Origin of the sequence: Streptomyces sp. NPDC047043, from assembly GCF_040644055.1 — a bacterium.
Classification (GTDB): Bacteria; Actinomycetota; Actinomycetes; order Streptomycetales; family Streptomycetaceae; genus Streptomyces.
In genome coordinates this window covers 146389-160121 of record NZ_JBEYVO010000029.1, presented here as the reverse complement: position 1 = coordinate 160121, position 13733 = coordinate 146389, and the positions used below count along the sequence as shown (strand labels likewise).

The window sequence follows — 13733 nt, the reverse complement described above, 5'->3', positions numbered from 1 at the left end:
CGGTTCAGTGGGGGGGGCAAGGACAGGGCTACTTCGCCGCGCCGGCCGTGAGGCCGGCCACGATCCGGCGCTGGAACAGCAGCACCACGACGACGAGCGGGACGGTGACCAGGACTCCGGCGGCCATCTGACTGCCGAACGGCGTCTCGAACTGGGTCGCCCCGGCGAACTTCGAGATCGCGACGGGCGCGGTCTGGATCTCGGGCTTGTTGGTCATCGACAACGCGATGAGGAACTCGTTCCAGGCCGCGATGAACGTGATGATGGCGGTGGTGAAGATGCCCGGCGCGGCCAGCGGGACGATGACCTTGCGGAACGCCTGGCCGCGGGTGCAGCCGTCGATCATGGCCGCGTGCTCCAGCTCGTCCGGCATCTGCCGGAAGAACGCCGTCAGGTTCCACACCGCGAGCGGCAGCGTGAACGACATGCTGGGCACGATCATCGCCTGATAGGTGTTGATCCAGCCGAAGCCGACGAACATCTTCAGCAGCGGAACCACGATCGACACCACCGGGAACATCGACGTCGCGATGATCAGTGTCAGCACGAACCGCTTGAAGCGGAACTCCAGGCGCGCCATCGCGTACGCCGTGAACGTCGCCAGCAGCAGCGCGCAGACGGTGGTGATCCCGGCCACCACAAGGCTGTTGAGCAGCGCCCGGCCGAACTCCTGGGACGGGTCCAGCACGGCCCGGTAGTTCTCGAGGGAGATCCGGGCAGGCAACAGGGAGTTGTCGAAGATGTCCGAGGTACGGCGCAGGCTGGAGACCAGCATCCAGTAGAAGGGCGCCAGACAGTAGGCGACGACCGCGGCGACCCCGAGCCAGAGAAGCGCTTTGCGCACGGCCGGATGCAGGGTGGTGGGGGTCATGCGGTCACTTCCTTACGACGACGCGGCACAAGGTCCGTACCCAGCAGGCGGACGAACGCCAGCGCGATGAGGAAGACGTAGACGAAGAGGATCACCGCGTAGGCGGCGGCCGGCCCGAACCGCACGTTCGCGGCCTGGTCCTGGGCCAGCATGGACAGCGTCTCCACGGATGTCTTCTGCGCGCCGATCAGGATGTACGGCAGGTCGAACATGCGCAGCGCGTCGAGGGTGCGGAACAGCACGGCCACCAGCAGCGCGGGTTTGACGAGCGGCAGCGTGATGCTCCAGAACTGGCGCAATACGCCCGCCCCGTCCATCCGGGCCGCCTCGTACACCTCCTTGGAGATCACCTGCAGGCCGGCCAGCACGAGCAGTCCGATGAAGGGAGCCGTCTTCCACACGTCGGCGATGATGACCGCGGCCTTGGCATGGAAGCCCTCGGTGGTCCACAGGATCTGACGGCCGATCAGGGCGTTGGCCACGCCGTCACTGTTGAAGATCCAGCGCCACAGCAGGGCGGTGACGGCGGTGGGAATGGCCCACGGCACGAGGATGGACGCGCGGACGACCGCCCGGCCGCGCAGCGCCCGGTGCATGATCAGCGCCATCGCGATGCCGAGCAGAGTCTCCAGGGTGACCGTGGTGACGGTGAGGAAGGTCGTGTTCCAGAAGGCGTTCCAGAAGCGGTCGCCCGCCGCTCCGTAGATCGCGGTGTAGTTGTCGGCGCCGACGAACGGGTCGTGGTCGCGGACGAAGCCGGTCGTCGGGTCGAGGCCCGGGGTGCCGTAGAACGAGTCCTTCAGCGCCACGATCGTCGGGTAGAGGACGACGATCGCCAGGACCAGCAGCGTCGGCGAGACCAGGAGGGCGGCCATCCTGCCCTCGCCGGAGGTGGCCTTGCGGCGGCGGCCCGGGAGGGTCCGACCGGTGGCGTTTCGGCGCGGCTTCGCTGCCGGCCGGTCGAGGCGGTCGGGCGGGTTGTGGGTGGTCACCATGTCGTGTCTCCTCACTTCCCGGCCGACTGCTGCCGCAGGTCCCGCTGGAGGTTGCGCAGTGCGCTCGCGCTGCTCTCGGCCCCGGTCACGGCGGCGAACGCCTCGCGCTGGATGGCGGCGGTGACATCGCCGTAGCCGAAGACACGCGGCCGCGGGACGGCGTGCAGGATCGACTGCTTGAGGACGGGCAGGTACGGATACTTCTTCACCAGGCGGGGATCTGCGTACAGCGTCTTGTAGGTGGGTGCGGCCGGGGCGTAGGCCAGTGCGAACCGCTGGGTCTCCTGGCTGGTGAAGAACCGGATGAAATCCAGCGCCGTGGCCTTGTTCCTCGCCGAGGCGGACAGGGCGAGGTTGTGGCCGCCCAGGCTGGAGGCGCCGGGGCCGTCGAGGCCGGGCAGCGGTGCGACGGCGAACTTCCCGGCGACCTCACTGGCGCCGTCCTTGTTGTTGACCAGCGGATACATGTACGGCCACTGCCGCTCGAAGACCAGCTTGCCGGACTGGAAGGCACGCCGGGCGTCCTCCTCCTGGTAGGTGGCGGCCTCCTTCGGGATGGTGCCGTCCCGGAAGGAGCGGACCAGGAAGTCCAGACCCTTCCTGGCCTGCGGGGTGTCGAGGTGCGGGCGCCCCTTCGCGTCGGTGACGACCCCGCCCGCGGAGTTCACCGCCTCGGCGAAGTTCACGGTCAGGCCCTCGTACTTCTGGAACTGGCCCGCGTAACAGGACACGCCCCTGGCCGCGGGCAGCTTCCGCACCTTGGCGCAGTCGGCCTTCAACTCGGCCCAGGTGACGGGCGGTTGGTGGATGCCGGCCTGCTCGAGCAGATCGGTGCGGTAGTACAGCATGCCGCCGTCCGAGCTGGCCGGGACGGAGTAGAGGCCGCCCCGGTAGGTTCCGGTCGCGACGATCGGCTTGAGCATCTCGTCCAGCGGGAAGCGGTCCTCGGGCAGCCGGTCCACCCAGCGATGCGCCGCGAACTCCGAGGTCCACACCACGTCGAGGGACAGCACCGTGAAGGCGTCCGACCTCGTCGCCGCGTTCTGGATCATCTGCTGCCGCTGCGCGTCGGGATCGGTGGGCAGCTGGACGAAGGTGACCTTCTCCCTCGGGTGCGCCTTGTTCCAGCGGTCGAGCACCGCCGCCACCGTGCCGGTGTTGTCGGCACCGGCGACGTAGGTGATGGGGCCCCGTCCCGTGCTCGACACCGAGCCGCCATTGGCGCCGCACGCGGTGAGGGCGGCCAGCCCCGCGCACAGTGCACCGGAGCGTTGCAGCGCTCTGGTCGTCCTGTTCTTCAAAGCTTCTCCCGGGCAGCGATTGCAAGGATGATTTTGCAGCTCAGAGCATGTGATGACTACTTTCTGAGGCCTTGTGCGCTCTCTGCGAGACAACGCTTGCAAGCTAGGAGGGGCATGGCGGGCACGTCAATGCGTTACGCGCAAGTAATTCGATGACAGCGCTGTCACCGAGGGCGGCGGATTCGTGCACGCTTGTGCTAACGTCCGCCCATGCCTGCAGCTCAACGGCACCCCACGATGGCCGATGTCGCCGAACGGGCCGGGGTCTCCGTGTCCACCGTCTCCCGCACGCTGCGCCGGCTGTCGAGCGTGTCGCCGGACGTCCGCGCCCGGGTCGAGAAGGCCGCGCGCGAGCTGAACTTCGCGGTCTCGCGGCAGGCCTCGAGCCTGGTGACCGGCAGGACCGGCGTCGTCGCCGTGCTGGTGCCCACGCTCAACTCGTGGTTCATGGGCTCGGCTCTGTCCAGCCTGGGCCCGCTGCTGCGCGCGGCGGACATGGAGCTGACCGTCTACGTGATACCCGACCTGGCCGAACGCGCCTCGTTCTTCGAGCAGTTGCCGGCCCGGCGCAACGCCGACGCGCTGCTGGTCCACTGCTTCGACCTCACCGAGGAGGAGGGCGCACGACTGGACGACCTCGGGATGCCCGTCCTCTATGTCAGCCAGCACGCCGAGGGGCGCCCGAGTGTGTACGTCGACGACGCGGCCGGCGCCCGGCACGGCACCCGGCACCTGCTGAACCTGGGACACCGCCGCATCGCCTTCATGCAGAGCCCGGGCGCCAGCGGCTTCTCCTTCAGCTCGCACGAGCGACTGCTCGGCTACCAGCAGGCGCTCACCGAGGCGGGCATCGCCCTGGACGACTCCCTCGTGGTGGCCGCTCCGGCCGCGGACAAGCGCGCCGTCGCCGAGGCTCTCGGGCAACTGCTCAGCCTCCGCGAGCCGCCCACCGCGGTCTTCGCCGAGCAGGACGAGCTCGCTGCCGGCCTCATCTGGACCCTGCGCAGGGCCAGGATCGAGGTGCCCGAGCAGATGTCCGTCCTCGGCTTCGACGACCAGCCCCTGGCCGAGTGGTTCGACCTGACCACGGTGGCCCAGTCGCCCTCCGAGATGGGCCGGCTGGCCGGCGAACTGGTCCTGCAGCTGATCAACGACCCCGAGGCGGACGGCAAGCGCCACATCGTCCTGCCGACGCATGTGATCCCGAGGGGCACCACCGCCCGGCCGACCGGTCCCGCCACGGAGACCGAGAACCCGTCCTGAGGGCTTCCGCAAGTCCCCGGGGGCGTTCTTGACTACACGATCATGTAGTCCCGTGGCGCGGACGACCGGATCGGCTCGACCGACCTTGATCGCAGTACTCCCGTACCGCGAAAGGCAGTTGACGCGACGAGGTCTGGGAGCTGCTCGGCGCCGGGGCCCGGGTGGACGTCTGCGGTGACGGTTCACGAAGGGCAGCGGGTGTGCGGGACGCGTTCCGTACCCTGTACCGGGACCGCACGCGGGACGCGGACGGCACCGCGGCCGAGGAATGGCTGGACGGACTGATCGCAAACGGGCGTTACGTCGAGGACGTGTACGCGGCCGGCTGACCACAGGGGGAGGGAGGGCGCACGGTGGTGGATTCCTGGGACAGGGCCGGAGGCATCCTGGAGAGATCGGCGATCCCTCCCGGTCGGCTCGCCGATCTGCGCCCCCTGTCCGGCGGCACCTACAACACGGTAGAGGAGCTCCGGCTCACCGACGGCACCCGCTATGTGCTGAAGATCGCCCCGGACGCCCCCGGGCTGAGCCACGAGATACAACTCCTCATCTCCGAGGCCGAGTTCTACCGACGCGCCGCCGAGGCCGAGGAGCCCGCCCCGCGCGTCGTGGCCCTCGGCGGCGACAGCGGCCTAGGCCATCTGCTGATGACGGCCTGCCCCGGCGAACCCTGGGACGATTCCCTCACCGAGACCGAGCAGGCGCTCCTGCGAACGGAGTTGGGCCGCCAGACCGCGCGCCTTCACCGGGTCACCGGTCCGGGTTACGGCTATCCGTCCGGCGCGCTCGGCCCCCTCGCCGACGACTGGCGCACCGCGTTCACCGGCCTGCTCGACGCCGTCCTCGACGACGCCCGCCACTACCGGGCCCGGCTGCCGCACCCGGCGGACGAGGTGGCCCGTACCGTCCGCACCGCCTGCGCCGCACTCGACGAGGTCACCGCGCCGGCCCTCGTCCACTTCGACCTGTGGTCCGGCAACATCCTGCTGGACCGCTCGACGGGCGAGCCGCGCATCGGCGGGCTCATCGACGGGGAGCGCATGTTCTGGGGCGACCCGCTCGCCGACTTCGTCTCCCTGGCGCTGCTCGGGGACATCAGGAAGGACGAGGCGTTCCTGGCGGGCTACCGGGAGGCCGGCGGACGGGCCGACTTCGACACCCCGGCCCTGCTCCGGCTCGCCCTCTACCGCACCTACCTCTACCTGATCATGCTCACGGAGGTCGTCCCGAGGGCACTGGACGAGGGGGATCAGCAGTGGAGACAGGACGTGGTCGCCCCCGAACTCGTGGCCGCCCTGGACGACATCGAGGAGCCGGCTTCCTAGCGTGCCGAAGCGGCCCGGCAGGCTCCTCTTAGCTCACAGCATGAACTAAGGGTTGGAGGAAAGTCGCGCCGATCCCGTCCGCAGCGGTATCTTGCAGGTCGGACAGGGTTCGAAGGGAGTCACATGGCGGGGCGGAACGGGCGCACGGTGCGCGACCTCAGGCGGGCCAACCGCGCAGTCGTGCTGCAGCGGCTCTACTTCGACGGCCCCCTCAGCCGCTTCGAGCTCGGCCCGGTGACCGGGCTCAGCTCCGGCTCGATCAGCAACGTCGTCGCGGACCTGGTCGCCGACGGCCTGGTCGAGGAGGCCGGCAGCGTCGACTCCGACGGCGGCCGCCCCCGCACCCTGCTGCGCGTGGCACCCGGCGCCGGCCACATGATCGGCGTCGACGTCGGCGAGACCCGGGTACGCGTCGAGCTGTTCGACCTCACCCTCACGGAACTCGCCCGCGCCGAGCGGCCCTTGGAGCAGCAGCGCTACGAGGTCGAGGTCATCGTCGGCCACATCCGCGACGGGGTCGCAGAGGTGCTCGCCGACGCGGGTATCGCCCCCGAACAGCTCCTCGGTGTCGGCATCGGAGTCCCCGGCATCGTGGAACACACCACGGACCGCGGCGCCGTCGTGCACGGGCAGACGATCGGCTGGGACGCGGTCCCGCTGGAGGCCCTGCTCCGCTCGACGTCCCAACTCCCGGACGGCGTGCGGTACTTCATCGACAACGGTGCCAAGACCCTCGGCCAGGCCGAGATGTGGTTCGGCGCGGGGCGCGGTGCACGCAACGCCATCGTCGTCCTGTTCGGCTCCGGTGTCGGCGCGTGTCTCGTGACGCCCGAGGTGGAGCACGGGCGGGCCGTGGAGTGGGGGCATCTGACCGTACGGGTCAGGGGGCGCCGCTGCCGGTGCGGTGCGCTCGGGTGCCTGGAGGCGTACGCGGGCGCGGAGTCTTTGCTGGACCGGTGGCGGGAGGCCGGCGGACGGCCGGCCGAGGGCGCGGACGAGGAGACGGCGCTGGCCGCGATGCTGGCCGCCGCGTATCCCTCCGGGGGCCCGGAGGCCGATCCGGTGGCCTTGGGGGTCCTGGAGGAGACCGCCGAGTACCTGGGTGCCGGGCTGTCCGACCTGATCAACCTGTTCCAGCCCGAGAGGATTCTCGTCGGCGGGTGGGCGGGGCTTCAGCTCGGTGCGCGGTTCCTGCCGGCCGTGCGACGGCATGCGGCGTCGTATGCGCTGCGTCATCCGGCCGAGAAGGTGACCATCGAGCTCGGGCGGCTCGGGCCCGATGCGGTCACTGTTGGTGCGGCGATCTTGCCGCTGGCTGATTTCTTTGCTCGTGGCGGGCGGCGACTGGAGCCGGTCGCCGAGGGGCCGGTGCCCGTGTGGCGGGCGGCGCTGGAGGAGCGCGGTCACTGAGTGCCGCGATGGGCTGTTCGGCGGCTGCGGCTTTGTTGTGGCTGGTCGCGCGGTTCCCCGCGCCCCTTCGAGGGCGTTGCACAGCCCCCAGGTTTCGTCGGTTACCGGCGGAGGTACTCGCGTGTCGCTCGTACGACACGAAGGGAGTGCGCCGTGGCCGCAGAACGTCATGAGGGCCAGGACGGCGAGCCCGTGCCGAGGGATCTGCCGGATCAGCAGGTGCGCGAGGACGAGGATCCGCTGGACATTCCGCTGCCCGATGAGGACGTGGACGAGTCCGGCAGCGAAGTTCCCGACACCGACGAGGCCGGTACCGGCCGCCAGGACGGGCCCCGCTCGGCCACCGTCCACCCGGAGCATCCCGATCCGGACGAGTCCTCCGCCTGACCGCGACAGGGAGCCACCATGGGTATCGGCGACCGGGTCCGCGCCTGGCCCGTCTACCGCCAGCTCACCGGCACCGACCGGACGGGCCGGGGCAGTGCCGCGAAATCGTCGTGCACCGAGAGCCTGCGCCCGCGCACCGACAGTGCCCACCGCGTGGTGCAGTCCGTCTGTCCGTACTGTGCGGTCGGCTGCGGCCAGCAGGTGTACGTACGTGACGAGAAAGTCGTCCAGATCGAGGGCGACCCCGCCTCCCCGGTCAGCCGCGGGCGGCTGTGCCCCAAGGGCGCGGCGACGCTCCAGCTGACCACCGGACCGGCCCGCGAACACAAGGTCCTCCACCGCCGCCCGCACGGCACCGACTGGGAGTCACTCGACCTCGACACGGCCATGGACATGGTCGCCGACCGGGTCCTCCGCACCCGGCGCGAGACCTGGGAGTGGGAGCGCGACGGGATGCGCACCGCCCGCACCATGGGCATCGCCAGTCTCGGCGGGGCCACCCTCGACAACGAGGAGAACTACCTCATCAAGAAGCTGCTGACCGGCCTCGGCGTGGTGCAGGTGGAGAACCAGGCCCGGGTGTGTCACTCGTCCACGGTCGCCGGTCTCGGCACCTCCTTAGGCCGGGGCGGCGCGACCACGTTCATGCAGGATCTGCAGTACTCCGACTGCATCGTCATCGAGGGGTCCAACTTCGCCGAGTGCCATCCGGTCGGCTTCCAGTGGGTGATGGAGGCCAAGAAGCGGGGCGCCCGCATCATCCATGTCGACCCGCGCTTCAACCGCACCAGCGCCCTCGCCGACCTGTACGTGCCGATCCGGGCGGGCACCGACATCGCCTTCCTCGGCGGGATCATCAACCACGTCCTCAGCGAGGGGAAGGACTTCCGCGAGTACGTCCTCAACTACACCAACGCCGCCACCCTGGTGAGCGAGGACTTCCGCGACACCGAGGACCTCGACGGCGTCTTCTCCGGTCTTGATGAGGACAAGGCCCACTACGACCCGGCCAGTTGGCAGTACGAGGGCGTGAGCGTGCAGCAACCCGCGGGCGAGGCGGACGAGTTGTACGAGGAGCGCACCCGGAAGTCCGCCGGCGCCGAGGCCCACGGCTCGGGCGGCGCCCGCACCGGACACCGCGCGCCCACCGACGAGACACTCCAACACCCGCGCTGCGTCTACCAGATCCTCAAACGGCACTACGCCCGTTACACCCCCGAGATGGTCGAGGATGTCTGCGGCATCCCGCGCGAGACCTTCCGGCAGGTCTGCGACGCCCTGACCGCCAACTCCGGCCCCGAGCGCACCAGTGCCTTCTGCTACGCCGTCGGCTGGACCCAGCACACCACCGGCGCCCAGTACATCCGCGCCGCGAGCGTCCTCCAACTCCTGCTCGGCAACATCGGCCGCACCGGCGGCGGCATCCAGGCCCTGCGCGGCCACGCCTCCATCCAGGGCTCCAGCGACATCCCCACGCTGTTCAACCTGCTGCCCGGCTATATCCCCATGCCGCACGCCCACCCCGACATGAACCTCGACAACTTCGTCGAGACGACCCGCACGGTGAAGGGCTTCTGGTCCAACATGCGGGCCTACGCCGTCAGCCTGCTCAAGGCCTACTACGGCGACGCCGCCACCGTCGACAACGACTTCTGCTTCGACCACATCCCGCGCCTGACCGGCTCGCACTCCACCTACGACACGGTGCTGGCCCAGCTCGACGGCGACTGCAAGGGCTACTTCCTGCTCGGTGAGAACCCGACCGTCGGCTCCGCCAACACCCGTCTGCAGCGCCTCGGGATGGCCGAGCTGGACTGGCTCGTCGTACGGGACTTCTCCCTCATCGAGTCGGCGACCTGGTGGAAGGACGGCCCCGAGATCGAGACCGGCGAGCTGCGCACCGAGGACATCGGCACCGAGGTGTTCTTCTTCCCGGCCGCCGCGCACACCGAGAAGTCCGGCTCCTTCACCAGCACCAACCGCTGGGTGCAGTGGCACTACCAGGCCGTCGAACCCGAGGGCGACGCCCGCAGCGACCTGTGGTTCATGTACCACCTGGGCCGCCGCATCCGGGAGAAGCTCGCCGGCTCCACCGACCCCATGGACCGGCCGATCCTCGACCTGGCCTGGGACTACCCGGTCAGCGGTGAGCTGGACGAACCCGTCGCCGACGCCGTGCTCGCCGAGATCAGCGGCCACGGTCCCGACGGCGGCCCCCTGACCGCGTACACCGAGCTCAAGGACGACGGCTCGACCCGCTGCGGCTGCTGGATCTACTGCGGCGTCTACGCCGACGGCGTCAACCAGGCCGCTCGCAAGAAGCCCGAGTGGGAGCAGGACTGGGTGGCCGCCGAGTGGGCCTGGGCCTGGCCCGCCAACCGCCGCATCCTCTACAACCGCGCCTCCGCAGCCCCCGACGGCACCCCCTGGAGCGAACGCAAGAAGTACGTCTGGTGGGACGCGGAGGAGGGCAGGTGGACCGGCCGCGACGTCCCGGACTTCGTGCCCGACCGTGCCCCGGACTTCGTACCTGACGAGGACGCGGTGGGCCCCGACGCGCTCCGCGGCGACGACCCGTTCATCATGCAGGCCGACGGCAAGGGCTGGCTCTACACCCCCGCCGGGCTGGAGGACGGACCGTTGCCCACCCACTACGAGCCCCAGGACTCCCCGTTCCCCAACGCCCTCCACCCGTCCACCCCGCGCAACCCGGTGCGCCAGCTGCTGCCCCGCGAGGGCAACCGCTACCACCCCAGCGGCGACGAGAAGGGCGCCGACGTCTTCCCCTACGTCGTCACCACGCACCGCCTGACCGAGCACTTCACCGCGGGCGGCATGTCCCGCTGGTCGGCCCATCTCTCCGAACTGCAACCGGAGTTCTTCTGCGAGGTCTCGCCCGCGCTGGCCCGCGAACGCGGCCTGGCGAACGGCGGCTGGGCCACCATCGTCACCGCCCGCAACGCCGTCGAGGCGCGCGTGCTGGTGACCGACCGCATCCGCCCGCTGCGGGTGCAGGGCCGCATCGTCCACCAGATCGGCCTGCCCTTCCACTGGGGCCCCAACGGCGTCGCGAGGGGCGACGCGGCCAACGAGCTGATGGCCATCGCCCTCGACCCCAACGCCCACATCCAGGAGGACAAGGCGCTCACCGCCGACATCCGTCCCGGCCGCCGCCCGCGGGGACCGGACCTGCCGCGGCTGGTCGCCGAGTACCGCAGGCGGGCCGGCATCACCGCGGCCACCGGAACGGAGGCACGCAAGTGAGCGAAGAACGCGTCGGGTTCTTCACCGACACCTCCGTCTGCATCGGCTGCAAGGCCTGCGAGGTCGCCTGCAAGGAGTGGAACGCCATCCCCGAGGACGGCCTCTCCCTGACCGGCATGTCCTACGACAACACCCAGGAGCTCGGCGCCTCGACATGGCGGCACGTCGCCTTCATCGAGCAGCCGCGCCCCGACGGACGTACCCAACTCCCGCTGATCGGGGGCGAGTCGACCGCCCAGGACACGGCGGTCGACGGCGACGGCGAACTGCGCTGGCTGATGTCCTCCGACGTGTGCAAGCACTGCACCCACGCCGCCTGCCTCGACGTCTGCCCCACCGGTTCGCTCTTCCGCACCGAGTTCGGCACGGTCGTCGTCCAGGAGGACATCTGCAACGGCTGCGGCTACTGCGTACCCGCCTGCCCGTACGGCGTCATCGAGCAACGCCCGCACGACGGACGGGCGTTCAAGTGCACGCTGTGCTACGACCGCCTCGGCGCAGGACAGGAACCGGCCTGCGCCAAGGCCTGCCCGACGGAGTCCATCCAGTTCGGCCCGCTCGACGAACTGCGCGAACGGGCCGCCCTGCGCGTCGACCAGCTGCATGAGGCCGGCGTGACCGACGCCCGGCTCTACGGCCACGACCCGGACGACGGCGTGGGCGGCGACGGCGCCTTCTTCCTGCTGCTCGACGAGCCCGAGGTGTACGGGCTGCCACCGGAGCCGGTGGTCACCACCCGGGACCTGCCGGCCATGTGGAAACACGCGGGCGCGGCGGCCCTGTCCCTGCTGGGCGGCCTCGCCGCCTGCTTCGCGGTCGCGGGCAAGGCAAGGACGGGAGGAGGACGACGATGAACCTGACCGAGCGCGCCGGGCGCAGGCGACGCAGGCGCGGTGAGCAACCGGTCGTCCCGCCGGCCGAGTTCGAGTCGTACTACGGCCGCCCGGTCATCAAGGCGCCCTCCTGGGCCGCCCCCGACATCGCCGGGTACTTCTTCCTCGGCGGGCTCGCGGGAGCGGGGTCGGTGCTCGCGGCGGGCGCGCACCTGACCGGTCGTACGACGACCGCCACGGCACTGAAGGTGTCCTCGCTGGCCGCTGTTTCCCTGTCGGCCGCCGCCCTGGTCCACGACCTCGGCAAACCCAGCCGGTTCGCGAACATGCTGCGAGTGTTCAAACCGACCTCGCCCATGAGCATGGGATCCTGGCTGCTCGGCGCCTACGGCCCCGCCGCGGGTGCGGCCGCCGCGAGCGCCGTGACCGGCCGGCTGCCGCGGCTCGGGGGAGCGGCGACCGGCGCCGCCGCGCTGCTGGGCCCGGCGGTCGCCACGTACACCGGCGTGCTGGCCGCCGACACCGCCGTACCGGCCTGGCACGGCGCCCACCGCGAACTGCCGTACCTGTTCGCCGCGTCCGCGACGGCGGCGGCGTCCGGCATGGCCCTCGTCGTCGGGCCCACGGACGAGAACGCCCCGGCCCGCTGTGCCGCCGGGCTTGCGGCACTGGCTGACACGGCGGTGACGAAGGCTGCGGAACGGCGCCTGGGCATGGTCGCCGAGACCTGGCAGGAAGGCCGGGCCGGAGCGCTGCTGCGGGCGGCCCGCGCACTCACCGTCGGCGGCGCGGTCGCCGGCGCGCTCCTCGGCAACCGGCGCGGCGCCGCCGTCGCCTCCGGGCTCGCCCTGCTCGCGGGCTCGGCCTGCACCCGCTTCGGCGTGTTCGCGGCGGGCATCGCCTCGGCGGAGGACCCCAGGTACACGGTGGTGCCGCAGCGCGAACGGCTCGACCAGCCGGACGCGCCGGAATAGCCACCCTCAGCCCACCTTGCGCCCCCGCATGGGCTCGGTCCGCGCCCCCGCGCCGTGCTGCAGGCCCTGCAGGAACTCCTCCAGCACCTCTGTCGACGGGTGCTCCGGGTGCCAGCCCAGCTCGGTACGCGCGCGCGTGCAGTCCATCAGCGGCAGCCGCAGGACCGCGTCGAACAGATGCGGCGAGGCGGGCAGCAGATGCAGCCCCCACGCGGCGGCGATCGCCGAGCGGGCCGCGACCCGGGGGAGCCGCACCGAGCGGGTGCCCAGCATCTGGCCGAGCAGCTCCGCGTCGACCGGGGGGTCGGCCGCCAGGTTGAAGGCGCCGCGGATCTCGGAGCCGAGCGCGAGCACGTACGCCCTGGCCGCGTCGTCGGTGTGCAGCGCCTGTACCCGCAGACCGTGGACGTCGGGCAGGAAAGGCAGCAGTTCCGGACGGGCCAGCTGGCCCGGCAGGAAGCGGCCGCCGAAGATCCGGCGCTGCTCGCTGGCCGACTCGCGCTTGAAGAGGAAGGCGGGCCGCATCCGGACCACCCGCACCTCGGGATGGTCGCGCTCGAACGTGTCCAGGGCACGCTCAAGATAGGCCTTCTCCCGGCAGTACGCGGCATCCGGCCAGCCGTGCGTCGGCCACGACTCGTCCACCGCGTAATCCTTCGGCCCCGGAGAGTAGGCACCCACCGACGACGCATGCACCAGCGCCGGCACACCGGCCGCCGCGACGGCCTCGAACACCCGGATGCTCCCGAGCACGTTCGTGCGCCAGGTCGCCGCCGGGTCATGCGTCGGCTGGAACGCCCACGCCAGATGGACGACCGCGTCGGCGTCCACGAACTCCTTGGCCAGGTCCGCCTGTTGGGACGCCACGTCGACGGCGGCCCACTCCGTCCGGTCCGGGGACCAGTCGGGAATCCGCCGGGCCAGGCCCAGCACGGACCCGACCCGCGCATCCTCCGAGAGGAGGCGCACCACACTGGTGCCGACATTCCCGGTGGCACCCGTGACCACGATCCTGCTGCCCACTGCGCTGCTCACCGTCGACTCCTTCCGGGAGGGGAGGGGACTGACCGAGTACCCGGTCGACGGGCACACACGCGGCCGTCCTGCCGC

At 70.9% G+C, this 13733-nt stretch carries 11 protein-coding genes and 1 pseudogene; 8 read left to right on the top strand and 4 right to left on the bottom strand.

What is annotated here, in order from left to right; all coding sequences use genetic code 11:
- Positions 1 to 28: 28 nt before the first annotated feature.
- The 3 genes from ABZ880_RS38270 to ABZ880_RS38260 are packed head-to-tail and all read right to left on the bottom strand — an operon-like array spanning position 29 to position 3167.
- On the bottom strand, positions 29 to 871 hold the full coding sequence (locus ABZ880_RS38270) for a carbohydrate ABC transporter permease (RefSeq protein ID WP_361273045.1): 843 nt from the start codon (positions 869 to 871) through the stop codon (positions 29 to 31).
- Complete coding sequence (locus ABZ880_RS38265; RefSeq protein WP_361273042.1) at positions 868 to 1866, bottom strand: sugar ABC transporter permease; 999 nt, start codon at positions 1864 to 1866, stop codon at positions 868 to 870. Before ABZ880_RS38265 ends, ABZ880_RS38270 begins: the two co-directional genes overlap by 4 nt.
- An 11-nt stretch (positions 1867 to 1877) precedes the next feature.
- Complete coding sequence (locus ABZ880_RS38260; RefSeq protein ID WP_361273039.1) at positions 1878 to 3167, bottom strand: ABC transporter substrate-binding protein; 1290 nt, start codon at positions 3165 to 3167, stop codon at positions 1878 to 1880.
- A 210-nt stretch (positions 3168 to 3377) separates the two neighbouring features.
- Between ABZ880_RS38260 and ABZ880_RS38255 the strand changes: the two genes are divergently transcribed.
- From ABZ880_RS38255 to nrfD, 8 genes and pseudogenes are all read left to right on the top strand, one after another.
- Positions 3378 to 4430, top strand: coding sequence for a LacI family DNA-binding transcriptional regulator (locus ABZ880_RS38255; RefSeq protein ID WP_361273036.1), 1053 nt, complete (start codon positions 3378 to 3380; stop codon positions 4428 to 4430).
- 125 nt (positions 4431 to 4555) lie between these two features.
- A pseudogene (locus ABZ880_RS38250) lies at positions 4556 to 4759 on the top strand (hypothetical protein); the annotation flags it as partial.
- A 24-nt stretch (positions 4760 to 4783) separates the two neighbouring features.
- Positions 4784 to 5755 (top strand): aminoglycoside phosphotransferase family protein, encoded by a 972-nt coding sequence (locus tag ABZ880_RS38245; RefSeq protein WP_361273033.1) that lies wholly within the window; start codon positions 4784 to 4786, stop codon positions 5753 to 5755.
- Positions 5756 to 5878: 123 nt separating this feature from the next.
- Positions 5879 to 7165, top strand: coding sequence for an ROK family protein (locus tag ABZ880_RS38240; RefSeq protein ID WP_361273030.1), 1287 nt, complete (start codon positions 5879 to 5881; stop codon positions 7163 to 7165).
- A gap of 153 nt (positions 7166 to 7318) precedes the next feature.
- A complete protein-coding gene (locus ABZ880_RS38235) occupies positions 7319 to 7552 on the top strand; it encodes a hypothetical protein (protein ID WP_361273027.1) in 234 nt (77 codons plus the stop codon).
- 18 nt (positions 7553 to 7570) lie between these two features.
- Positions 7571 to 10816 (top strand): formate dehydrogenase, encoded by a 3246-nt coding sequence (gene fdh / locus ABZ880_RS38230; protein ID WP_361273023.1) that lies wholly within the window; start codon positions 7571 to 7573, stop codon positions 10814 to 10816.
- Positions 10813 to 11670, top strand: a complete 858-nt coding sequence (locus ABZ880_RS38225; protein ID WP_361273021.1) for a 4Fe-4S dicluster domain-containing protein — start codon at positions 10813 to 10815, stop codon at positions 11668 to 11670. Before fdh ends, ABZ880_RS38225 begins: the two co-directional genes overlap by 4 nt.
- Positions 11667 to 12623, top strand: coding sequence for an NrfD/PsrC family molybdoenzyme membrane anchor subunit (nrfD, locus tag ABZ880_RS38220; protein ID WP_361273018.1), 957 nt, complete (start codon positions 11667 to 11669; stop codon positions 12621 to 12623). Before ABZ880_RS38225 ends, nrfD begins: the two co-directional genes overlap by 4 nt.
- A gap of 6 nt (positions 12624 to 12629) precedes the next feature.
- Here the strand turns inward: nrfD and ABZ880_RS38215 are convergent, their stop codons facing one another.
- Complete coding sequence (locus ABZ880_RS38215) at positions 12630 to 13658, bottom strand: SDR family oxidoreductase (protein ID WP_361273015.1); 1029 nt, start codon at positions 13656 to 13658, stop codon at positions 12630 to 12632.
- Between the last annotated feature and the right edge of the window lie 75 nt (positions 13659 to 13733).